A 21,380-nucleotide genomic window follows, 5' to 3' on the forward strand; every position below is an offset into this window, starting at 1 on the left:
AAAAGCTAAGTGAAGTATTACATATAGAAAGAGGCTCATTAACGTGAGCCTCTTTTTTATCTGTAAAATTCTATCTATTCAGGTTTGTAGAAAGCTTGATGACGAAAACGCCTAACGCTTCAATTGACAAGAGTTATAAACAAATTGGTTCGTAGTGGGCTGCCGTTAAGTTGGCTTTGATTTTTTCACGTAGAGCGATGTGGGCTGGGTTGTTTACCTCTCGCTTATGGTAAACGAACTTGTAAGGGATAGAGCGTATCGAAATGGGGCAGGGCAAAATTTGAAGTTTGAGCGCTTTGCTCCACTTGTTTGCAAAAGATTGAGAAACGATCCCTAAACTGTCTCTTTGGGCGACATACAGCGCCATGCCCGCTAGCGAAGATGTGATCAAGTCGACTTTTCTTTCTTGAATTGTTTCCTTTGCTAGTTGCTCGAACCCCGACATGTTGTTCCATTTTCCTGAAAATAAACAGTGAGTTTCCTCATAAAATTGCTCTTTTGTGAGCGTGCCGTGTACACGGGGATGGTTCTCACTACAGATAACCACGGCTTCTTCCTCATAGGCATCTTCAATAATAAACGCTGCATCTTTCGTGATCACCGTATCGATTACTAGATCGACTTTTTGTTGTCTTAACAGCTCAAATAATAGGAATTTTTCGGGTGGTGATTCATAAAAAATAGTGTTCTTTATCGGGTCCATAATGTGCAACAAAATTTCCGAACAACACACTTCAAAATGATTTTTATCAGATATCGCATTGTCAATAATATTAACCGCTTGCTGGAATTGCGGCAGTAATTGATAAGCGGTGGAGGTTAGTGCGATACCTCGCCCTTTTTTAACGAATAATTGCTTATCGACGACTTGCTCTAAACGCTTTATTGCAGCGCTCACAGCAGGTTGTGTAAGCCCTAATTGTTCCGCGGCTTTTGTATAAGATTGAAACTCCGCAACAACAAGAAAAGTTTGGATCAAATTCAAGTCCATAACGTCACTCATAAATTTAATTTATAGGTTAACTAATTTTGACTGCATTTATCGCCTGAAATTAGTGCTTTATCTTATATCAACAATGGTATTGAAAAGCGAATACCATTTTTTACGCACTAGCGAACTCTTGGAGATAATATGAAAAATGCGACCAAAACGAGCAGTAAAAAACTCGTACTTAACGCATGTACGTTAGCTTTGGGCGCTGCATCTGCAGTTGCACATGCAGCGGACAAACCCAACATTCTTGTCATCTTTGGTGATGATGTTGGTTACTGGAACCTTAGTACCTACAACCAAGGCATGATGGCGTACAACACGCCAAACATCGATAGCATTGCTAAAGAGGGGGCGAAGTTCACTAACTTCTACGCACAGCAAAGCTCGACAGCAGGCCGTTCTGCATTCATCACTGGTCAAATGCCAAAACGTACAGGTCTATCAAAAGTGGGCTTACCAGGCGCTCCGGAAGGTATCTCGGAAAAAGATCCGACGATTGCAACCGTGCTTAAGCAAATGGGTTACGCAACCGGACAATTTGGTAAGAACCATTTAGGTGACCGAGACGAGCATCTTCCTACCAACCACGGTTTTGATGAATTCTTCGGCAACCTATACCACTTGAACGCAGAAGAAGAGCCAGAGAACGTGGATTACCCTAAAGATCCGGAGTTCAAGAAGAAATTTGGCCCTCGTGGCGTTATCCATTCTTACGCTGACGGCAAAATCGAAGATACCGGTCCACTTACGCGTAAGCGTATGGAAAATGTTGATGGTGAGTTTCTTGATGCCGCAAAGAGCTTCATAGAAAAACAAGTAAAAGCGGACAAGCCGTTCTTTACTTGGTTTAACACCACTCGCATGCACAACTTCACGCATGTTCCTGAAGAATACCAAGGTAAAACAGGTGCCGGTTTCTACGCGGATGGTGTTAAGCAGCACGATGACCAAATCGGTCAGCTACTTAACAAGATCAAAGAGTTAGGTGTGGATGACAATACAATCATTGTTTACACCACTGACAACGGCCCTATGGTTGATTTGTGGCCGGATGCAGGGATGACACCGTTCCGCTCAGAGAAAAACACTGGTTGGGAAGGGAGTTTCCGTGTGCCAATGTTAATTAAATGGCCTGGAAAAATTGAGGCAGGTAAAACATTCAACGGCATGATGTCATTAGAGGACTTTTTCCCGACACTAGTTGCTGCGGCAGGTGATACCAAAGTTAAAGACGAATTACTAAAAGGCAAAAAAGTTGGCGATATGGACTACAAAGTTCACCTAGACGGTTACAACCAACTGCCATATTTAACGGGTAAGTCAGACAAATCCGCACGAAATGAGTTCGTTTACTGGAGCGACGACGGCGATCTTGTGGCATTGCGCCAAGGAAAGTACAAGTTCCACTTTATGATTCAAGAGAATGAAACGGGTATGGATGTATGGCGTAAGCCGTTCACTAAACTTCGTGTGCCACTGATCTTTGACTTGAGCATTGATCCATTTGAACGAGGCGATCAAGGCATGGGTTATTCTCGTTGGATGTACGAGCGTTCATTCTTAATGATGCCAGCAATGGATACAGTGAAAGAGGTGATGGGTACATTCAAAGAATTCCCGCCTCGTATGGAAGCAGGTTCGTTCGTACCTAAGTCTTCTAAGTAAATTAAGATTATATAGCGCTTTTTGGAGCGCTATATACCCAAATAGCTTCACTTTTGCTGTACAGCGCTCACGAGGTTATTTGGGTATATGTAATAGTGAGAAACGTATGAGTCAGATTTCCCCTCGCCATTCTACTACTATGCCTATTGTTCCTCTTAAAACGGCGTCTAAAGCGCCTGTTCTGGGCGCGTATGACCGTCGATTCCATGTGATGGCAAAGCCAGGCGGAGCAAAGTGCAACATCGATTGTCAGTACTGCTTTTATCTGCATAAAGAAAATCTACTGCACCAAGAAAAGCAGCCAAAAATGGACGACGCAACACTGGAAGCGTTCGTGAAAAGCTATATCGAAAGTCAGGATGGCGAAGAAATTGTATTCTCATGGCAGGGCGGGGAGCCGACGCTGCTTGGGTTGGACTATTTCCGCAATGTCGTAGCTTTGCAAAAGAAATATCAGCCGAAAGGCGTTCGCATTGAAAACGACCTTCAGACCAACGGCATTTTGCTAAACGATGAGTGGTGTGCGTTTTTAAAAGAACACAACTTCCTAGTTGGCTTGTCGATTGATGGGCCACGAGAGCTGCACGACAAATATCGCAAAACCCGCAGCGGTAAGCCAACGTTTGATCTCGTGATGAAAGCGGTAGATAAGCTCAAAGCGCATGGCGTGAAATTCAACGCGTTGGTCACGGTGAATCGTCACAATGCGAAATACCCGCTCGAAGTATATCGATTTTTAACCCAAGAATTGGGTGTGACTTATATCCAGTTTGCGCCGGTGGTAGAAGCCAACAACTTCCAAACAACCGCGCCGCAGTTTTGGAACGAACAGATGATCCCAACCAAAGGCAGTGATCTGGCTAAACCGGGGCATCCAATGTCGATTGTAACGGATTGGTCAGTCGATCCTGAAGACTGGGGACGCTTTTTAATGGCGACCTTTGAAGAGTGGGTGAATAACGATCTTGGCCGTGTGCTGGTTAATCTGTTTGAAACCGCGGTGGCGCAAGTAATGGGGAAACCGTCTCAGCTTTGCGTGACGGCGGAGTTTTGTGGCAAAGGGTTGGCGATTGAGCACAATGGCGACGTGTTCAGTTGCGACCACTATGTGTATCCAGAATACAAACTCGCCAACATTCATGAACACTCACTGAATGAAATGGCCTTCTCTACAAGACAATATACTTTTGGCATGGCAAAACGCGATTCATTGCCGACGTATTGTAAGCAATGCCCTTACTTGCCTTATTGTTGGGGTGAGTGCCCAAAAAACCGTTTGATCAAAACGCCGAATGGTGAGAGTGGTCTAAACTATTTGTGTTCGGGAATCAAAATGTTCTTTGATTATGCGTTACCGATGTTGGTTGGTCTTGCACAACTTCTCCAATCTCAAGAACCGCAAAGATAACATAGTGAATATAACCTTAAGTTATTTCATTTGTTCTTATACTTAACTATCGAAAAGACGGCTTAAACCATTGAAAAGGTATCCTATGAACCACGCACAACAAGCGATAAAAGAACTCATCGAACAAACAGAAAAAAGCGTCATTGGACAAAGCCACGTGGTTCGAGCTTTAGTCATCGGGTTATTAACAAATGGGCATATTCTGCTAGAAGGTTTACCGGGAACGGCAAAAACACGTTCCGTAAAATCGTTGGCGAACTTGTTAAACACCAGTTTTGGTCGAATCCAGTTTACGCCGGATCTTTTACCATCTGACGTGACGGGTACTGAGGTTTATCAAGAGCTGGATGGTAAGCCGCAACTCCATTTTCAGCCAGGGCCAATTTTTAACAGCATTGTACTTGCTGATGAGGTCAACCGTGCACCAGCCAAAGTACAAGCGGCACTGCTTGAAGCCATGGCCGAAGGCACAATCACAGTAGGCGATAAAACTCACGTATTGCCAGACTTATTTATGGTGCTTGCAACGCAAAACCCTGTAGAGCAAGAGGGCACGTACCCGCTGCCAGAAGCGCAAATGGACCGCTTTATCATGAAGGTTACCGTCGATTATCCAGAAGATGACGCCGAACGTGACATCATTCGTTTGGTGCGCAGTGAAGAATTGGGTGCGGAAACCAGCAGCGAAATTATTACGCCAAAACACATCGAGCCAGACGTGGTGCTAGAAGCGCGCCGTCAGTTACCAAACATCGTGGTATCGGACCTAGTGGAAAACTACATCGTTGCGTTAGTGATGGCGACTCGTAAGCCAGAGCGTTATGCCGATTCAAACTTAGCAAAATGGATTGAGATTGGCTCTAGTCCTCGTGCTTCCATCGCACTCGACAAATGCGCTCGTGCGTATGCGTGGATGCAAGGACGTGACCATGTGACTCCTGACGATGTGCGTGCCATGGTTCCGTCTGTATTGGGCCACCGTTTTTCTTTGACCTACGACGCACTAGCAGACGGAGTCGATCACCAACGAGTCGTACAAGAGCTGCTAGATTGTGTAGAAATTGGGTAAGTGGGAGGCATTATGGCTAAGCCAACTCTTGCGCCAAAATCACAAGGGATGGATCCCCGTTTGTACTGCGATTACGCTCGTTTAGTACGTCTGCAAGCACAAGCAGAATCATTCAGTTTACTTCCTCACCTAAAGGCGGGTAGCGTACTCTCTGGCCGACACAATTCGTTGTTTCGCGGTCGTGGATTGAACTTCGAAGAGCTGCGCCATTACCAATTGGGTGACGATATTCGTAACCTGGATTGGAAAGTCACGATGCGCACAGGCAAGCCGCACGTGCGCAGTTACACCGAAGAAAAAGATCGCAACGTGATCGTGTGTGTCGACCAGCGCAGCGCAATGTTTTTTGCTTCGACGCAAGTCATGAAATCGGTTGTCGCGGCAGAAATCGCGGCCATGTGCGGGTGGCGCGTGTTAAAAGATGGCGACCGAGTCGGTTTTGTCATCGCATCCCAACAGGCGTTGTTTCACAGCAAGGCGCAGCGTTCGCAAAACGATCTTCTGGCTCAACTTAAGCGTCTCGCTAAAGCCAATCAATCGCTCAATGTGGACTCCCGCAATTCCGAAAAAGTGACGTTCAGTCAATGGATTGAGCTCATTAAACGCATGAAGCTCAAACAATCCACACTGATTTTTATCAGCGACTGGAGCGACTGCGAGGAGCACCACCTTGATCACCTTAAACAGCTACAACAGCACAACGATGTTCTTGCAGTGATGGTCAGTGACCCATTAGAACAAGCGCTACCAGACGATTTGGCAAAATCGAAATGGGTGGTTGGTGATGGGCAGTATCAACTCAATTTAGACAGCCAAGCAAAGGTAGAAGCCGCGAGCGCAAAGCTTGAGGCTCGAACTAGCTTACAGCGTCAATCACTCTCTCAACTTATGGCGATGAAACACCTTCCGCACATCGAACTCGATACGACAGGCGAGCACATTAAACAATTTCAAAAACTGGTAGGAGGGCGTTAAATGAGTGGTCTTCCTACGCCTCCGAGTACTTACATACTCAGAGAGCTACATGATGTGGCCGTGCCACCAAGTGTGAGTTGGTATCCGCAAACTATTGGCTGGAAAATTTTAGCGGCGGTTGCGCTCATTGCATTAGTGTATGTCGCGTATCGTTTGGCTCAACAGTGGTGGTGTAACCGCTACCGACAAGAAGCTCTGTTGACGATTTCGCAAATCAAACCGAGCGACAAAGGCATGCCTAAAGCATTGTTCTCTGTGCTTAAAATTGTGTTGATTCATGTTGATAGCCGTAACGCGAAATTGTTTGATACCGCCTTTTTGCGCAAGCTCGATGCGCTATATCCGCAAACCGGAGATTCTCAAGCAAACTCGCAAGTGGTCTTTAACGATGAGCTTTCAAAGCGCTGGCTACAAAGTATTGTTGACCCAAGCGTTACGCTAACCAACGAAGAACGAGTAACGCTTATTGCTCGTGCGAAAAACTGGGTGAGTGAACACCGTTGTGATGCTCAAAAAGGCACAACAAAGAAATCACCGCTATTGAAACGCAAAGCACATCAGGGAGGTCAACATGAATGATCTTCTTGTATCGCTAACTGGTTTGTCTGGTTTTGAATTTGCTCACCCAATGTGGTTTCTGATTTTGCCGCTGCCATTGGTGGTGTACTACTTGGTGCCTGCATATCGCACTAAGCAAATGGCGATCAAAGTGCCGTTTTTTAGTCAGTTGGTGGAAGCGATTGGCGAGACGCCATCAGAAGGTGCAAGCCAGTTAACCCCAAGCTGGTGGCAACGAGCAACGTTAATTCTCTCATGGCTTTTGGTGGTGTGTGCGATGGCCAAACCCACCGTGTTAGGCGAGCCTCAAGTTCGCGAGAGTTTAGGGCGCGATGTGATGGTCGTGGTGGATCTTTCGGGTTCCATGGCTGAGCCTGATTTCACCTCTCGTACGGGTGAAAAAATTTCTCGCCTTGATGCGGCAAAAGAAGTGCTGACGGAGTTTGTTCAGTCTCGTAAAGGTGATCGATTAGGCTTGGTGCTTTTTGGTGATGCCGCTTTTGTGCAAACGCCATTTACCGCAGACCAAAAAGTGTGGCTCGAACTGCTTAACCAAACCGATGTGGCGATGGCAGGGCAGAGTACCCATCTTGGTGATGCAATTGGCTTAGCGATTAAAGTTTTTGAGCAAAGCGATAAGTCGCGTGGTGCTTTAGAACAAGACCAAAACCGTGAAAAAGTCGCGATTGTATTAACCGATGGTAACGACACGGGCAGTTTTGTTGAACCGATTGATGCGGCGAAAGTGGCGAAAGCCAAAGGCGTGAGAGTACACGTCATTGCGATGGGCGATCCGGAAACGATAGGTGAAACCGCGTTGGATATGGAGACGATTCATCGCATTGCGAAAGAATCCGGCGGTGAAGCGTTTGAAGCACTCAACCGTGATGAACTATCGGCTGCCTACGACGAAATTGGCAAACTGGAACCTCAACTTTACGAAAGCACTACATACCGCCCAAAACAAAGCCTTCATCATTACTTGATGGCGTTAGTGGTCATCATGCATTTGCTCGCGTTCAGCGTCGCAACACTCAAAAGAAGGGCTGCAACACGATCATCATTAGGAGAGAGCGATGTTTGATTCTCTTAGTTGGACGCAATTCTTTACGCAGTTTCATTTTATTCGACCACTGTGGTTACTGGCTTTGGTACCCATGTTTTTCTTGGTGTGGTTACGCTGGCGAGAAGAAAGCAAGCCAAGCTGGAAGGATATTCTGCCCGAACATTTACGCAATGCTTTGACGATAGGTGAGCGAGGCTGGCGTAAGCAACTGCCGCTTAAGCTCTTGATGCTGATTGTGTTCATCGCCATTGTGATTTGTGCAGGCCCAACGTGGCAACGAGAATCTTCTCCCTTTGGCGAAGATAAAGCCTCTATGCTTGTGGTGCTTGATAACAGCGACTCGATGCTGCAAAAAGATCTCCCACCAAGCCGCCTTGAGCGTTCCAAACAGAAAATACGCGATTTGCTAGCCGCGCGAAAAGGCGGAAAAACGGGTTTAGTCGTGTTCGCGGGCAGTGCTCATGTCGCGATGCCTATAACTCAAGACAGCAAAGTATTTGACCCGTTTTTGGCGGCCATTACGCCAGAAATTATGCCCGTGCAAGGTAAGCTTGCCGAAAAAGCCTTGCCGTTAATTGACCAACAATTGCAAGGTCAACCAGGCTCTACCGTTCTGTTGGTGAGTGATGGCGTTAATCCTGCCACGATTGAGCAATACCAAGCGTATTTCTCGGGCAAACCTTATCAACTGTTAATTCTTGCGGCAGGGAACGCTGACATTGTGAGTAACAACCCAATGGATTTGGATTCTCTACAAAAACTGGCCAGCCAGACCAACGGTCGATTAATGGAAGTGACCGTCGATAACAGTGATATCGAGCAACTGAACCGATACGTTGAGCGCAATATGCAGCTTAATGGCGAATCTTCAATGCCTTGGAAAGACATGGGTTATCAACTTCTGTTTCCAATCGCGTTGATCATGATGCTGTGGTTTAGAAAAGGGTGGTTAGTGCAATGGTGTGTGATTGCGATGGTGAGCGGTACACTGTTGATGCCGACCAGTGCAATGGCGGAGAACATTTCTGTTAAAGCCGAGCAGCCACAAGTTGTGCAAAAAGTGACGACCTTCGACAAGGTGGCGCAATGGTGGTGGGATTTGTGGCTAACGCCAGATCAACAAGGACAGCGTTTGTTCAACCAACAAGCGTATTTAGAAGCCGCGAAACACTTTGTCGATCCATTACGCAAAGGTACGGCGTACTACTACGCTAGCGAGTTTGAACTCGCCCACAGTGCGTTTTTGGAGATGCAAAACGACCCGTCCGAAGAGGTTCGAGATTACGGTTTTTATAATGCGGCGAGTGCATTGGCGCGTCAGCGTGAATATTTGGCTGCACGTGACTTGTTAAAATCCCTAGCCAACAAGCCAACGTTGAGCGAGAGGCTAAGACCGGATGTTGAGCATAACTTGAAAGTGATTGGTGGTATTGTAGAGGACATCAACCGGATGAGTGAGAGTCAGGCAGGAACAGAGCAAGAAGCATCAACCGAGCTAGACGATAACCCTCAAACCGCAGAAGGGGCGGATGAAAAAACGTCAGCGGAGTTGATGATTAAAGAGACGTTAAATGCAGACGACATCATAGGTAGCCAAGAATTAGCCGACAAATGGTTAAAGCGAGTCGAAGCGGATCCTAAATACTTCTTAAATGCGAAGTTTCAGATTCAATTGCGTTCAATAGAAACCGGAGAATCAACCTCTACTGCGAGCGAAAATACAGAGGAGGCGGTGCAATGATGAAAAGCCACCGTTTTACGCCCTTTGCTTTACCCTTGTGGGTAGTTATCTGTTTCGGTTTCCTCCTGAGCAGTAGTGTGTTAGCTCAAGATATTCGTGACGTTCAACGAGAGCATGGTGTAGAGTTACAAGCGTGGGTTGGTCAACAACCAACGGCTGGAGAGAAGCGTAAAACACCAAGCTTTAGCGTCAATGAGCAAGTTATTTTAACCATCGAAGTGGCAACGCCGCGTTGGTTTACGGGTGGTACGAGAATTGGCAATATTGAAATGCCCAATGTTATCGCCAAACAGCGTAATCAACTAGCAACCAACTTTACTGAGCAAAAAGAGGGACAAACTTGGTCGCGTCAACGATGGGAAGTGACTTTGTATCCTCAAGCTTCTGGTGATTTTGTGATTCCACCTGTCGCAGTGGGCGTTCAGGTGTCTGCGCCGGACGGCGAGAAGGTGTCAGGCACACTTTACACGCAGCCGATTAAGTTCAAAACCGTATTGCCATCGGGCCTGCTGAGTGGTGAGACACCTTGGTTTGCTGCAACAGATGTAGAGGTAAAGCAAGATTGGGATACCTCCACTGAGTCACTCAAAGTTGGGGATGCAATCACGCGTAAAATCACCATTTCTGCTCAAGATTCACTATCTGTATTGCTACCAGACTTGTTGAAAGGAGAATCAACAACCCGTTATCAAGCGTATCCTCAACCCCACCGTTTGACAGATACGCAAACACGTGGTGATTACCAGTCAACACGCGCAGAAGAGAGCGTGTACGTGATTCAACAAGGTGGTGAATTAACCCTGCCGGATTATGAGTTCCGTTGGTGGAACAGTAAGACTCAGCAAGTGGAAACGGTGATGTTAGAGGGCAAAACTTTTGCCGCGAAGCACACGTTGAAGTCCTTCATCAGAACGTACTTTGAATGGATTGTTTCCACGCTTGTGTTGCTGGGTTTTGTGATTATTTCATTGGTAGCCATTAAACGTTACTACCGCAACAGACCGACACCAGCATGGCTGACGTTCCACCGTTTGTTAAAGGCTAAACGTTGGTCTGAAGCAAGGACCATATTGTACAAACAATTGCGTTTAAATACGGCCGAGCTAGAAATGAACAAAGCCGATACGAGTGAATCGTGGCAAAAAAGTGCGTCGCGAATGCAAAATGGTGAAAATAGCGCTCATTTACTGAAGTCGATGTGGCGCAAAGTCCAGACCAAACAAAAACGCTTTAAATTCCGTATTCCGCGAGCGTTACCAGAACTGGACAAAGTCATTGGAAGAGATGGCAATGAATAAAACGGGGCGCTAATATAGCGCCTCGTTTTTATTAGAGAATAGAGTTCAAATGAGCCAAGAGTTTATGCGCCGCGCATTGGAAGTGTCCAAAAATGCGCTTCCTGAATGTCAACCCAACCCGCCGGTTGGCTGCGTGTTAGTGAAAGACAATCAAATCGTTTCTGAAGGTCATACTCAAGCGATTGGTGGCAATCACGCGGAAGTGGAAGCGCTGAATGCGTATCAAGGCTCGTTAGAATCGGTGACGGCATACGTTACGCTGGAACCGTGTTCGTTTGTTGGTCGCACGCCAGCTTGCGCGGTGACATTAGTCAAATCCGGCATAAGCAAAGTCGTCGTAGCCATATTGGACCCCGACCCGCGCAACAGTGGTCGAGGTATCGAGATTCTAAAACAAGCAGGTATAGAGGTAGAAACGGGTTTGTGCGGCGAGGAAGTCAGCGAGTTTCTTACCCCTTACTTAGGCAAAGCCTAATCCAAGCTTTACGTTGCACTACGGTGCCAGTTTATGTGGTGAATGAAGTGCGTCAAAATTGAGTTAAAACTCATTAAAACAAGCGATACCGCCCATTTATTGCACTTGGCTACGTGAAGGATCATGCTGTTAGATTAAAATAGAGAAAGTGACTTTTGAAAAATTTAATAGCATGAAACCGACCGACCTTAATCTTATTCCCATTTTCACTGCCATCTATGAAGAGCGTAACTTGTCTCGGGCGGCGGCGCGTTTAAACATCACCCAGCCTGCGGTGAGTAAAGCGCTAGCAAGGCTACGTGATATCTACGATGATCCATTGTTTCATCGTTGCGTTAAAGGTGTCGAGCCTACCTCGTTTGCGATGGATATTTATCCTGCTCTTCTTGCTTCAGTACAAAATTTCACTTCGACATTATCGGCCTCTAGTGAGTTTGACCCTAAAGTGTCGAATAGAGTGTTTTCTATTGCCTGTGTGTCCGTTGCAAGTTTTGAGTTGCTACCTCAAGTCATGAAACAAATCCGTGTGTCGGCGCCAAATGTTGCATTAGAAGTGCATCCGCTTTTTACGGAAGATTTTGAAAGTGATCTGCGGTTACAACGATACGATTTGATCATTGATATCACACCAAGAGCAAGAACGGTGCTAAAACTGGAAACTGTACTTACGGAGCGTTTGGTGGTGGTATGTAGCGAAGCGCATCCACGCCTGAATGACGAGATTACGGCTGAACAATTTTTTGAAGAAGAACACGTAGTGGTTTCGCAGTGGCAGAGTCGTAAGAGCTTGTTAAACGCCGATGACATTGTCGACTTGGATAAGAGAAAGATTAAGTATCGAGCCTCAGGCGTACTAGAAATGCTCCCAATTATTTGTGGTAGTGAATACATTGGTTTAATGCCAGAGTCGATGATCAACTTGTTCAATAACACCTATCATGTTAAATCTTTATCAATGCCATTTGATGAACAAATGTATGAGCTTTGCACAATCTGGCATCCTAGTCGCACAAACGACAGCGCCCATCAATGGTTGCGTTCACAGATTAAGCAAGCAGGAAAAGTCATCAACCAATAGGAAGTGCAATGAAAAAGACAATACGTGCCATCCTTAACGGAAAAAAAGCTGGGAATCCAGAGTTAAGAGATGCAATCATGAAAATGAGAGAAAAAGGCATCGACGTACAGGTGCGTGTGACGTGGGAATCTCAAGACATGCCGCGGCTAGTGAAAGAAGCGGTTGCTGAAGGCATTGAACGTATTGTTGTCGCTGGTGGCGATGGGACTGTCAATGAGGCGGCTTCTGCGATTATTCAAATTGACGAAGTAAAACGCCCTGAGTTAGCCATTATTCCCCTTGGTACTGCCAATGACTTTGCTACCGCTATTCAAGTACCTAATTCCATTAAGGCGTCTTTATCTCTTGCTGTTGAGGGGCAGTCCGCTTTGGTCGATTGCGTCAAAGCGAACGATCGCTGCTTTATTAACGTGGCAACAGCAGGGTTTGGCGCAGAAGTTACAGCAGAAACGCCTGTTGAACTCAAAAACTTTCTTGGCGGCGGAGCTTACACGCTAACTGGTGTTGTAAAAGCACTTGGCTTTAAACCATATGACGGAACAATAACGATTGAAGGTGGTGCGTATCAGGGAGAAATGTTGCTCGGTGCGTTTTGTAATGGGCGCCTTGCTGGAGGTGGGCAAGAGTTAGCTCCAAAAGCGATGATTAATGATGGGCTGATGGATCTAACATTGGTGCGCCCATTTTTACCTCATGAGCTGCCTAAAGTAATCGACGAGATCAATAACCCGAGTGAGAAAGGAGAGTTTGTGAAGTACACAAGAGCAAGCTGGTTGGAGATAGACTTCCCGAATCCATTACCTCTTAATTTAGATGGAGAACCCTATCATTCGAGAACCATTAGATTTGATGTTCAGCCTAAGAGTATACGATTAGTCGTACCGCAAGATTGTCCTTGCTTGACTAGCTAAACGAGCGTTTTCCATGATTATTGCTTAACACAGCCACTAAAATGTGGCTGTGTTGTTTTTGTTGAGGTATTAGTCAACTTCTTAACGTTTTTGAATGGTCTCAACGTCTATCTGCGTAGCTGTCCAATCTGAATCAACCTCTCCTCGAATCATTACGGTATCTTTTGGTGTCACTTCTTGACCCATCCAATCTTCGTTGTCGATCTCTACTTCGATCTCACCAGTGTTGTCTTTGAACAAGTAAGTCTCGTTACCAAATGATTGAACAATATGCCCGGTTAGCACTACAGCGCTGTCGTCGGTTGCGTTGCGCGCCTCTTTCACCGTATTGATTGCACTGACTTCTGGACCATTAAACGCGGCGAAAGCCGTGCTTGAAAGTAGAGCAAGCATGGATGTTAACAATACTCTTTTCATTATCATCTCCTTATATTAGAAGTAATAAGTTGTGCCTACGTTAAAGGATGCAGTGTTTGCGTAGCTGTCTAGTTGGTATTTAGCGTTTGCGCCAATGGTGAGCTTTGGCAACACTTGGTATTCCGCGCCCACAGAGAACATTGCGCCTAACTCGTTGCTTTTCTCCGAGCTATGGAAAAGCGTGTTGCTTATTTCCACATCGTCATTCGCGACAAGCTCATATTCTTGATGTTGAGCAACCTTGGCGTCGTATTGCGTGTAAGTTAAACCCGCTTTGAATTTTGTTGTCCATTTATCACTTAATGCATAGCTAAACACTGGTGCTAGCGAGACTTGTTTGGCTGTGATAGAGGAATCCCAATCCATTTCATGATGGTAATCTTTGCCATCAATTGTCTTTATACTAAGGTTCTTAGAACGGCCGTCATCAAGGTCAAACTGACTGTAACCTAGCTCAATTGCCCAATTGTCATTAAACGAGTAACCGATAAAACCTGAGAAGATACCATCCTCAAGTTCTGGATTAAGTGTTACATTTTCAGCTGAAAAGTGAGGTTCCAAGTCATGGTCAGTGGTACCTAGTCCATATTCCAGACCTACATAAGGAGCCGCAGATACCGAAACTGAGCAGGTAACGAGTAACGCAAGAATGGTTTTGTTCATTTTATTTTGCCTCTTCAAATCAACTTAATGAGTAGAAGCGCATTGTGTGTGATGAAGCGTGAAGTGATCGTGAAGAAACGAAAATATTTCAGAAAAAGAGCAAGGTGCGGTAAAAAAGAAATTGTTTTAATGAACATGCGCCAAGCTCTTTATATAAAGAGAGTTAACTTGCGGCGACGTAACACACCGCAAATGGCACATTAAGGCGAGTAAACTCTTTAATCCAACGCCATTGGTTGTCTTGGAGTTTATCGCCTGGCCCTTTTACTTCAATCCATTCGAACTCGTTTCCTTTAAAAGCAATCAGATCAGGCATCCCATTGCGGTAAAGCTTTAGGTCACTCAATTGTATTTTAAATAGCGCCATCAACATGTTAGTTGGGATTGTATCGAGTGCCATTTCGAGTAACTCTTTACTTATTAAGCTCCAATGCACAAATGGATTGCTGATACCAAACTTCTCATCGTATCTAGTTAACAACGTATAAGTATTGCCCGTTTCCAACATATCAAACGTCGCATCTATCAAAGCTTGGCGTTTGGTAACAAAATCAGAATGGTACAAATCCAGAGGACGATGTTGATAGGCATTGATGAATGCGCCTTCGATGGGAGCGAAAATCGCATCCCAAAAAGTGAGACCAAGTAATGCATTAAGCAGTGCATTTTCGGCGTAGAATACGGTCCAGCCTAAAGACTCAAAATACGCTTTGCTGGCAAGTTCGACTCTCTGTTGAGATAAATCCAGTTCAAGGCGGTATTCCGAACAGGTTGGCTTCGTCATTCTTGGCACTTTCTCGCCTTGTTTTCGTTTTAACCGTTGCTCAAGTTTTTGTGCAACTTCGAGCTCAGACACATCGATCGGTGAGTTAAGCATATCTGTGACAATGTCACCAAATAAATCATCATGGTTTAATTTGTCATAGATACGTGCGCGTCGTTCTCGGCTCGGTGTGAGTTGAGTTTGCCCAAATAGAGATAGGGCGGTCTCTAGATCATTAAGCCGTTCGTAATCACGTGCTATGTCATTCAACATGTGCTCGCGTTTACGATCTACGTAACGGTGATTAACGGGCTGAGGCATTACCTCAATTAATAAGTCGAGATTGGCTTTGTCTTTTCGGTCAAATTGCCAGTACAGGTTGGCCAACTGGCTCAGTTCAATTAAACGGTCTATTTGCTCACGTGAATCAAAGAAACGGCGCACTTTACTCAATTGATATTGCTCGAACTGATGCAAACCTAAGTCATCAAGCACAAACTGACTTAAGTCTTGATGGGTGTTGGCAAAAAACAGAGTGAGCAACACGTCGATCATATGAGCAGAATTGAGTTTGACGATCGTAAACTCAAGCTTCTCTGTACGATCAAATTCCGCATTACTCAAACGTTCGACAAGGGCGTCTTTCTTGAGTGATTTCGGCAGTTCGGGATAAAGCGTGGAGATTTCTGGCTTGGTCAGTAAATTAGCCGCTAACTCTTGATGAGAAAGGGGTGGGGAAAGGGCTACAAACTCATGCTGACTCAATTCTGCCAGTGCTTCATTGATAGAAGTTATTTCTGGATAACTCAGCTTATCACTTCGAAACCAACACCCCTTTCGGCTGTATAAACGCACCAAAAGGCACTGGGCGTGTTTGCTCAAAGAATCAAACGAGCAAAGCCATGCGTGTTCTTCCTTGGTCAGTAAATCGCTGTACCAAGTTACTGCGTGGTGAGTCAGCTTAAAGAAGTTCTCTAGATAGTAGTCTGGTGCAAGTTCGATAGGGCTTTCCATAAACGACCGATAACAAAAAAGGCTTAACCCATAGGTTAAGCCTTTTTGCTATCAAATCAATTCGCAATTATGCGTTTTTTAGCTGTGCTACTTTCGCTTCAGACAATGGCTTAGTGATGAACGCAAGTACGATACATACTGCCATCATTGCTGAAGAAATTGTGTAAGCCAAGGTGTAGCCGTCGCCATTTGTCATCGAGAAACCAACAACCGCTGCGCCGATTGCACCACCAATACCCCATGCTGTGTAAAGCACGCCGTAGTTAGTGCCGTAGTTTTTCAGACCGTAGAACTCAGCCGTTAGAGTAGGGAATACCGCTAGAAGTGTACCGTAACCTACCGCTGCGATTGCTGTACCGATGATCAGTGTAAACTCAGAGTCGAACGTCGCGAACAGTACCATGTTTACGCCTTGTAGAACGAACGCAAGTAGAAGCGTACGAACACCGCCGATTTTATCTGCAAGCATACCCGCGGCAACACGACCGCCAGAGTTAAATACAGCAAGAATAGACGCTAGGTAAACCGCGTTTGGCAAGTTTGCTTGAACGCTTGCGATTGTCGTGATGTTACCAATGATCATTAGACCAACAGAAGCTGCAAACGCGTACATGATCCATAGAGAGTAGAACTGTGGCGTTTTCAACATTGCTTTCCAAGTTAAGTCATCTGACTTTTTCACCGCTTTAGGTGCTTGGCCTTCTTTTACTTTAGGCTCAGCAGGTGTGTAGTCTGCTGGTGGGTTGTTGATGGTTGCTGCAAGAGGAACTGCAATCGCTAGGATACCAACACCAAGAACCATAAAGCTAGTTTGAATGCCCATGCTGTCTATTAGCGCAGAAGTTACTGGCGCAAGGTAAATAGCCGCTAGACCAAAACCTGCCGCAATAATGCCGTTAACCATACCTTTCTTCGAAGCGTGGAACCACTTCATCGCAGAAGGTGATAGGCATGCGTAACCAAAGCCGATACCTGCACCTGTGATCACACCGAATGTAATGTTCAACATTAGTGGAGAGTTCACAAAGCCAGAAGCGATCATGCCCAGACCTGTAAGAACAGTACCTAGGATAAGGATCATTCGAGGGCCCATGCGGTCTTGAAGAATACCTGCAATAAGAAGACAGATAGAGAAAGTGATGGTTGCAGTTGCGTAAGGTGCAGAAGCTTCTGCAGCACTCCAGCCTGATTCAGTTACCAGTGCCTTGTTGAATACACTCCAAGCATACAGGATGCCAAGACAAAGGTTGATACAGAACCCTGCTAACAGGATGCGCATAGCTTTATCAATCTTGCTCATTTTTATTCTCAGTTTTTCCTCTTATTGGCAATGCCGCAAAGAAGGTTGGTTTAAAGATGTTTTTTCTCAAAATTAGTTTGCGTTTTTCAACGTTTAACGCAATGAGCGCGGATTATAACCAATAAATATGTGATTGGAATCTCTTTTTACGGTTACTGATAAAATAATTTGCAACATTAAAAGTGGATGTGAATTCATGGTTTTGTATGTAGTAAGAACGTTGTAAAAAAGTGATATTTTTTGTTCGCTAATAACGAATGATGAGTCAAGACAGAGAGGTTTTACGCTGTTGAGTGCACAGTTCACATTTCAAATAAAAAATTTCAAAATGTTTCCATGTTAACCATCTGTAACAAAAATGGCGAATTTATCATCTAACTGTCGTAAGTATCAGATGCAAAGGGTTTCTTAATTTTTAATTGTTAACCTTTTGTAATAATTGAAGCTGATTAGCTTTTATGTTCATTAAGTGAGCAAAAAAGTAACTTGTAATTGCTGATTTTAGGCGCAGAATATAGTGAAAAATGAGTTTTCATTTATGAAGGGATGCTTTTTAGATTTGTTGTGAGGTGACTTATGAAACTGTTCCTATTACTCATGGCTTCGGTATCCGCTGGTATCGCATCAGCAGACCACATCCATTCATTTATGTTGGGCTTATCTATTGCTTCTTTAGCGGTAGGTAGCTGTTATTTCTTCGCATTTCGCAGCTCGCGCTTTCCACAGCTTGCTTTATTCCTACTCATTTGCGGTATGCTTTCTAAGTTGACGATAACCGTAGTCGGTGTGATGTGGGGAATGTCCGCGGAATTAATCACGTCTCCAATCGTATTCGCACTTTCATATTTATTCTTTTCGCTTGCCGTTACCTACTTATGGTTTAGCTACAGAGAGAGCATCACTAAGATTCCTGACCGATTTAAGTCAGCGTAAATCAACACATTAGAATAAAAAAAACGCCAGCACATTTGCTGGCGTTTTTAATTAAACGTAATTTTGTTCGGATATTGCTTTTAGTTTGATCGTGGCAATACCGTTAGGCACTCATTGGAACAAGCACCATAGTACCAATAATCACCGTGATAAGGCCTGCTAGAACTGGAACGGATGTGCGTTTTACAACCTCAAACGGGCTGATGTTTGCCATACCTGATGTCGCAACGATTACGCCAGATACTGGTGAGATAGTACGGCCTAGGTTTGATGCTTGAAGCATCGGGATAATTAGGAAAGCAGGGTTTAATCCCATTTTCGCAGCCAAAGATGGTGCTAACTCCACGAACGCATAAAAAGGCGCGTTACCCGAACCCGTTGCAATTGCTGCTGCAACTGTCAATGCAGTTAGAATAAGCATTAAAGCAACGCCGCCTGCACCAGCATTATCTGCGAGATGAAGTAGGTTATCGATAGCTCCGATAGACATCAGACCTTGTGCAAAAACCCCTGCGGCAACCAAAAGCATCACAACGCCTTTGAACGCGTCAGCCATGCCTGCGTAACAAGAATCTAAATCTTCTAGTGATTTCTTACCATCGAACTTATTTACAACATAATGGATCAGAGCTCCAAGGAAAATCGAACCAACCACAATAGTGTAGATGTCTAGACTAAGTCCTGGAATGGTACGACCGTTGAATAGGAAAACGCCGATGATAGGTAGAAATGGAAGAGCTGCATAAAACGCTGGTGCGTCAGCTTTGATCTCTGATACATCAATTTTTTCCATTGGTGTATTTTCTTTCTTATCTAAGTATTTGTTCCAGAAGAACGCTGCCGCTGCCATGACGATGATTGCGCAAATAGAAACAGGCAACACAGTTTGTACCGCAAACACATCAAGCGCTAAACCAGACTTTTCTGCTGCGATAACAACATCACCAGAAGTAGGAGAAAGGATGATTGCCGCTGGAGAGGCACACACTGCAACGGCTGCTGGACGAGAAATGCCCATCGCGACCATCATTGGGAATAGTGTCGCCATTAATAGTACGCCAAGGCCTGTTGCAGAACTTACCGCAAGAGACATTAAACACGCCACAATGTAAGCCGCTACCAAAAGGACGTAAGGAGACTTGATGACAGAAAGCGGTTTAGAGAACTGTTTCACTACCACGTTGTTCGCGCCGATATGAGTCATGTATGACGCAAAACCACAAAGCAGCATGATTTGCATACCAAGACCGCCACCGCGGTATTGAAGCATGTATTTCACGTATTCCAGCGCATCTGTCACCATGTTACCAGTTGAGGTGATTTTTGACGGCAGCACGTCGTGCCCCAAAACGCCAGTCATAAGAAGTAAAGCAATACCAGCTGTCAGTAACACGCCCGCAGCTTTATAGCCTTTGACAATAAAGTAACCCACCGCAATGGTAACCACTAAGCCAATTAAGAGCTCTAACATAGGGATCTCCGAATGTTATGTAAAAAAGAAAGAAACTGTTTCAGTTTATGACAAGGAATTTACAGAATTCTTAGCTGTGGCACGAGACAAATATGGGGCTTGCATGATCTGAGACAAATAATAATTTAATAAATAATTTCGTTAGATTGTATTGTTGGAATTTGGTTTTCTAAGTGTTATGTGCTGGTTTGAAGCTATTTATAGGAAGGAAAATATGACTAGGAAAGTGAATGAATAAAGAGTGAATTGATTCACAATAGGAAAAAGACTTTACTCAGTAAGCAATTATTGGAAAACACTCTTCACAACAAAAAAGCTTCGCCGAAGCGAAGCTAAGTAATCGTAAGAATGAGGATAAACTATGCGTATCGACGAACCATAAGGTTCCAACTACGCTGCTGCCGTTCGAACTCTGCTTTAATTTGCTGATACTTCATTTTTGTTACAGAACATTCGTATTTCTTTACCACACTGGCAGTTTTGGCACCGAGTACTTCTTTGCGCATCTCGTAGTATTCCTGCATGTGATGAACTAGAGTATCAAACTCGTGCTGTAGCTGATCGAGGATTGTTTGCGTGTTCGGTTTCGATTCTAGCTTTTCTCTTGCTTTCTTCAAAAGTTGACTCGCACGGGCTTTTTCAATTCTAAATGTAGGCGTTGTGCGCAACTTAGATGTGAGTCCTAGCCAAGAACATGACTTTATCAACCACTTCGTTGGGTCGTAATGCCACCAATACACGCCATTGCGATAGTCATTCTCGAAAATATGATGGAAATTATGGTAACCCTCTCCAAATGTGAAAAAGGCGAGTACACCATTATCGCGAGCAGTGTTTTTGTCTGTGAAAGTTTGCTTACCCCAAATATGTGCGAGGGAGTTAATGAAAAAAGTCGTATGGTGACTCATAAAGAGTCGAGCCGCACCAACGACCAATAACATCCCCCAGATATCACCGTAGATCAGTCCGAGCATGACTGGGAAACCAATATTAGTCAGTAGGGCAAGTGGAACATAATACTTATGCTGCCACATGACGATTTTGTCGCGCTTTAGGTCACGGCAGTTTGTATATTCGTTTTCCTTTGATTTATTGTAATCACGTAACATCCACCCAATGTGAGAATACCAAAAACCCCGCTTGGCTGAGTACGGATCTTTATCGTTATTGTCGACATGTTTGTGATGCACACGATGATCAGAAGACCAATGTAATGCACTATTTTGCAAAGAAAATGCTCCTCCAATCGCAAAAATGGCGCGCAAAATAGGATGAGCTTCGTACGTTTTGTGGCTCCAGAGACGATGATAGCCTGCTGTAATAGAAAGGTTAGTAAAACTAAATGCAATCACTCCCCAAATTAGATGTTCCCAACCCAGTCCAAAATGATATGCATACCAAGGCATTACAATAAAAGTCAGAACAAAACTGGCAGAAAATATTAATGTATTCAACCAGATAACAGGTGGTTTGTTTTGAGTCACAGGTGTATCCCTAACTTTGAGCTAACAACTGTTCGCTAGAATATCAGCGTACACATGTAAGTCAAATTAAAGTTAGACAAATGTGACTATTCCTTTG

Annotated in this window: 19 protein-coding genes; 12 read left to right on the top strand and 7 right to left on the bottom strand. The window is 44.7% G+C overall.

Annotation, left to right across the window (positions count from 1 at the left end; all coding sequences use genetic code 11):
* Positions 1-133 precede the first annotated feature (133 nt).
* A complete protein-coding gene (locus R7040_RS03985; protein WP_017635364.1) occupies positions 134-991 on the bottom strand; it encodes a LysR family transcriptional regulator in 858 nt (285 codons plus the stop codon).
* Positions 992-1,132: 141 nt separating this feature from the next.
* Here R7040_RS03985 and R7040_RS03990 point away from each other — a divergent pair, with 141 nt between their 5' ends.
* The 11 genes from R7040_RS03990 to yegS all read left to right on the top strand — a co-directional run bounded on the left by R7040_RS03990 (position 1,133) and on the right by yegS (position 13,238).
* A complete protein-coding gene (locus R7040_RS03990; RefSeq protein ID WP_186585377.1) occupies positions 1,133-2,659 on the top strand; it encodes an arylsulfatase in 1,527 nt (508 codons plus the stop codon).
* A gap of 106 nt (positions 2,660-2,765) precedes the next feature.
* Entirely contained in the window at positions 2,766-4,067 is a 1,302-nt protein-coding gene (locus R7040_RS03995) for an anaerobic sulfatase maturase (RefSeq protein WP_258470481.1), read from the top strand.
* Between the two features lie 85 nt (positions 4,068-4,152).
* Positions 4,153-5,136 (top strand): AAA family ATPase, encoded by a 984-nt coding sequence (locus R7040_RS04000; RefSeq protein WP_005376549.1) that lies wholly within the window; start codon positions 4,153-4,155, stop codon positions 5,134-5,136.
* Between the two features lie 12 nt (positions 5,137-5,148).
* Complete coding sequence (locus R7040_RS04005) at positions 5,149-6,111, top strand: DUF58 domain-containing protein (protein ID WP_021485282.1); 963 nt, start codon at positions 5,149-5,151, stop codon at positions 6,109-6,111.
* Positions 6,112-6,690 carry a DUF4381 domain-containing protein gene (locus R7040_RS04010; RefSeq protein WP_258460922.1) on the top strand — a complete coding sequence of 193 codons (579 nt, stop codon included), beginning with the start codon at positions 6,112-6,114 and terminating at the stop codon, positions 6,688-6,690. It abuts the gene before it with no gap.
* On the top strand, positions 6,683-7,753 hold the full coding sequence (locus R7040_RS04015; RefSeq protein ID WP_258460921.1) for a vWA domain-containing protein: 1,071 nt from the start codon (positions 6,683-6,685) through the stop codon (positions 7,751-7,753). Before R7040_RS04010 ends, R7040_RS04015 begins: the two co-directional genes overlap by 8 nt.
* Complete coding sequence (locus R7040_RS04020; protein ID WP_318081072.1) at positions 7,746-9,476, top strand: VWA domain-containing protein; 1,731 nt, start codon at positions 7,746-7,748, stop codon at positions 9,474-9,476. The genes R7040_RS04015 and R7040_RS04020 overlap by 8 nt, the downstream gene beginning before the upstream one ends.
* The gene (locus tag R7040_RS04025) at positions 9,473-10,774 is read left to right on the top strand and encodes a BatD family protein (protein WP_262583642.1); all 1,302 of its coding nucleotides are present in this window, start codon (positions 9,473-9,475) and stop codon (positions 10,772-10,774) included. Before R7040_RS04020 ends, R7040_RS04025 begins: the two co-directional genes overlap by 4 nt.
* A 49-nt stretch (positions 10,775-10,823) precedes the next feature.
* Positions 10,824-11,249, top strand: coding sequence for a bifunctional diaminohydroxyphosphoribosylaminopyrimidine deaminase/5-amino-6-(5-phosphoribosylamino)uracil reductase RibD (locus R7040_RS04030; RefSeq protein WP_005376542.1), 426 nt, complete (start codon positions 10,824-10,826; stop codon positions 11,247-11,249).
* 172 nt (positions 11,250-11,421) lie between these two features.
* Positions 11,422-12,327 (top strand): LysR family transcriptional regulator, encoded by a 906-nt coding sequence (locus R7040_RS04035; protein ID WP_005376541.1) that lies wholly within the window; start codon positions 11,422-11,424, stop codon positions 12,325-12,327.
* 8 nt (positions 12,328-12,335) lie between these two features.
* A complete protein-coding gene (yegS, locus tag R7040_RS04040; RefSeq protein WP_262583640.1) occupies positions 12,336-13,238 on the top strand; it encodes a lipid kinase YegS in 903 nt (300 codons plus the stop codon).
* Positions 13,239-13,319: 81 nt separating this feature from the next.
* Here the strand turns inward: yegS and R7040_RS04045 are convergent, their stop codons facing one another.
* The 4 genes from R7040_RS04045 to R7040_RS04060 form a co-directional block, all read right to left on the bottom strand.
* Positions 13,320-13,655: a YgiW/YdeI family stress tolerance OB fold protein gene (locus tag R7040_RS04045; protein ID WP_262583639.1), complete on the bottom strand. Its 336-nt coding sequence runs from the start codon at positions 13,653-13,655 to the stop codon at positions 13,320-13,322.
* A gap of 15 nt (positions 13,656-13,670) precedes the next feature.
* Positions 13,671-14,318, bottom strand: coding sequence for an AcfA family outer membrane beta-barrel protein (locus tag R7040_RS04050; protein ID WP_262583638.1), 648 nt, complete (start codon positions 14,316-14,318; stop codon positions 13,671-13,673).
* A gap of 163 nt (positions 14,319-14,481) precedes the next feature.
* On the bottom strand, positions 14,482-16,095 hold the full coding sequence (locus R7040_RS04055) for a VRR-NUC domain-containing protein (RefSeq protein WP_318081074.1): 1,614 nt from the start codon (positions 16,093-16,095) through the stop codon (positions 14,482-14,484).
* Positions 16,096-16,162: 67 nt separating this feature from the next.
* On the bottom strand, positions 16,163-17,395 hold the full coding sequence (locus R7040_RS04060; protein WP_005388232.1) for an OFA family MFS transporter: 1,233 nt from the start codon (positions 17,393-17,395) through the stop codon (positions 16,163-16,165).
* A 576-nt stretch (positions 17,396-17,971) separates the two neighbouring features.
* On the opposite strand from R7040_RS04060, the gene R7040_RS04065 reads away from it, so the two are divergent.
* Positions 17,972-18,328, top strand: coding sequence for a hypothetical protein (locus R7040_RS04065; protein WP_005376535.1), 357 nt, complete (start codon positions 17,972-17,974; stop codon positions 18,326-18,328).
* A 103-nt stretch (positions 18,329-18,431) separates the two neighbouring features.
* Here the strand turns inward: R7040_RS04065 and dcuC are convergent, their stop codons facing one another.
* Together dcuC and R7040_RS04075 are read right to left on the bottom strand one after the other, a co-directional pair.
* Positions 18,432-19,799: an anaerobic C4-dicarboxylate transporter DcuC gene (gene dcuC / locus R7040_RS04070; RefSeq protein WP_005398199.1), complete on the bottom strand. Its 1,368-nt coding sequence runs from the start codon at positions 19,797-19,799 to the stop codon at positions 18,432-18,434.
* Positions 19,800-20,158: 359 nt separating this feature from the next.
* On the bottom strand, positions 20,159-21,283 hold the full coding sequence (locus R7040_RS04075) for an acyl-CoA desaturase (RefSeq protein ID WP_017821552.1): 1,125 nt from the start codon (positions 21,281-21,283) through the stop codon (positions 20,159-20,161).
* Positions 21,284-21,380 lie beyond the last annotated feature (97 nt).

The sequence above is a fragment of the Vibrio sp. 1069 genome, from assembly GCF_033340555.1.

Coding starts and splice junctions, on each gene's coding strand:
- yegS (WP_262583640.1), top strand. CDS start 12,336: ATGAAAAAGACAATACGTGCCATCCTTAACGGAAAAAAAGCTGGGAAT.
- R7040_RS03990 (WP_186585377.1), top strand. CDS start 1,133: ATGAAAAATGCGACCAAAACGAGCAGTAAAAAACTCGTACTTAACGCA.
- R7040_RS04060 (WP_005388232.1), bottom strand. CDS start 17,395: ATGAGCAAGATTGATAAAGCTATGCGCATCCTGTTAGCAGGGTTCTGT.
- R7040_RS04065 (WP_005376535.1), top strand. CDS start 17,972: ATGAAACTGTTCCTATTACTCATGGCTTCGGTATCCGCTGGTATCGCA.
- R7040_RS04000 (WP_005376549.1), top strand. CDS start 4,153: ATGAACCACGCACAACAAGCGATAAAAGAACTCATCGAACAAACAGAA.
- R7040_RS04025 (WP_262583642.1), top strand. CDS start 9,473: ATGATGAAAAGCCACCGTTTTACGCCCTTTGCTTTACCCTTGTGGGTA.
- R7040_RS03995 (WP_258470481.1), top strand. CDS start 2,766: ATGAGTCAGATTTCCCCTCGCCATTCTACTACTATGCCTATTGTTCCT.
- R7040_RS04005 (WP_021485282.1), top strand. CDS start 5,149: ATGGCTAAGCCAACTCTTGCGCCAAAATCACAAGGGATGGATCCCCGT.
- R7040_RS04010 (WP_258460922.1), top strand. CDS start 6,112: ATGAGTGGTCTTCCTACGCCTCCGAGTACTTACATACTCAGAGAGCTA.
- R7040_RS04015 (WP_258460921.1), top strand. CDS start 6,683: ATGAATGATCTTCTTGTATCGCTAACTGGTTTGTCTGGTTTTGAATTT.
- R7040_RS04050 (WP_262583638.1), bottom strand. CDS start 14,318: ATGAACAAAACCATTCTTGCGTTACTCGTTACCTGCTCAGTTTCGGTA.
- R7040_RS04045 (WP_262583639.1), bottom strand. CDS start 13,655: ATGAAAAGAGTATTGTTAACATCCATGCTTGCTCTACTTTCAAGCACG.
- R7040_RS04055 (WP_318081074.1), bottom strand. CDS start 16,095: ATGGAAAGCCCTATCGAACTTGCACCAGACTACTATCTAGAGAACTTC.
- R7040_RS04030 (WP_005376542.1), top strand. CDS start 10,824: ATGAGCCAAGAGTTTATGCGCCGCGCATTGGAAGTGTCCAAAAATGCG.
- dcuC (WP_005398199.1), bottom strand. CDS start 19,799: ATGTTAGAGCTCTTAATTGGCTTAGTGGTTACCATTGCGGTGGGTTAC.
- R7040_RS04020 (WP_318081072.1), top strand. CDS start 7,746: ATGTTTGATTCTCTTAGTTGGACGCAATTCTTTACGCAGTTTCATTTT.
- R7040_RS03985 (WP_017635364.1), bottom strand. CDS start 991: ATGGACTTGAATTTGATCCAAACTTTTCTTGTTGTTGCGGAGTTTCAA.
- R7040_RS04035 (WP_005376541.1), top strand. CDS start 11,422: ATGAAACCGACCGACCTTAATCTTATTCCCATTTTCACTGCCATCTAT.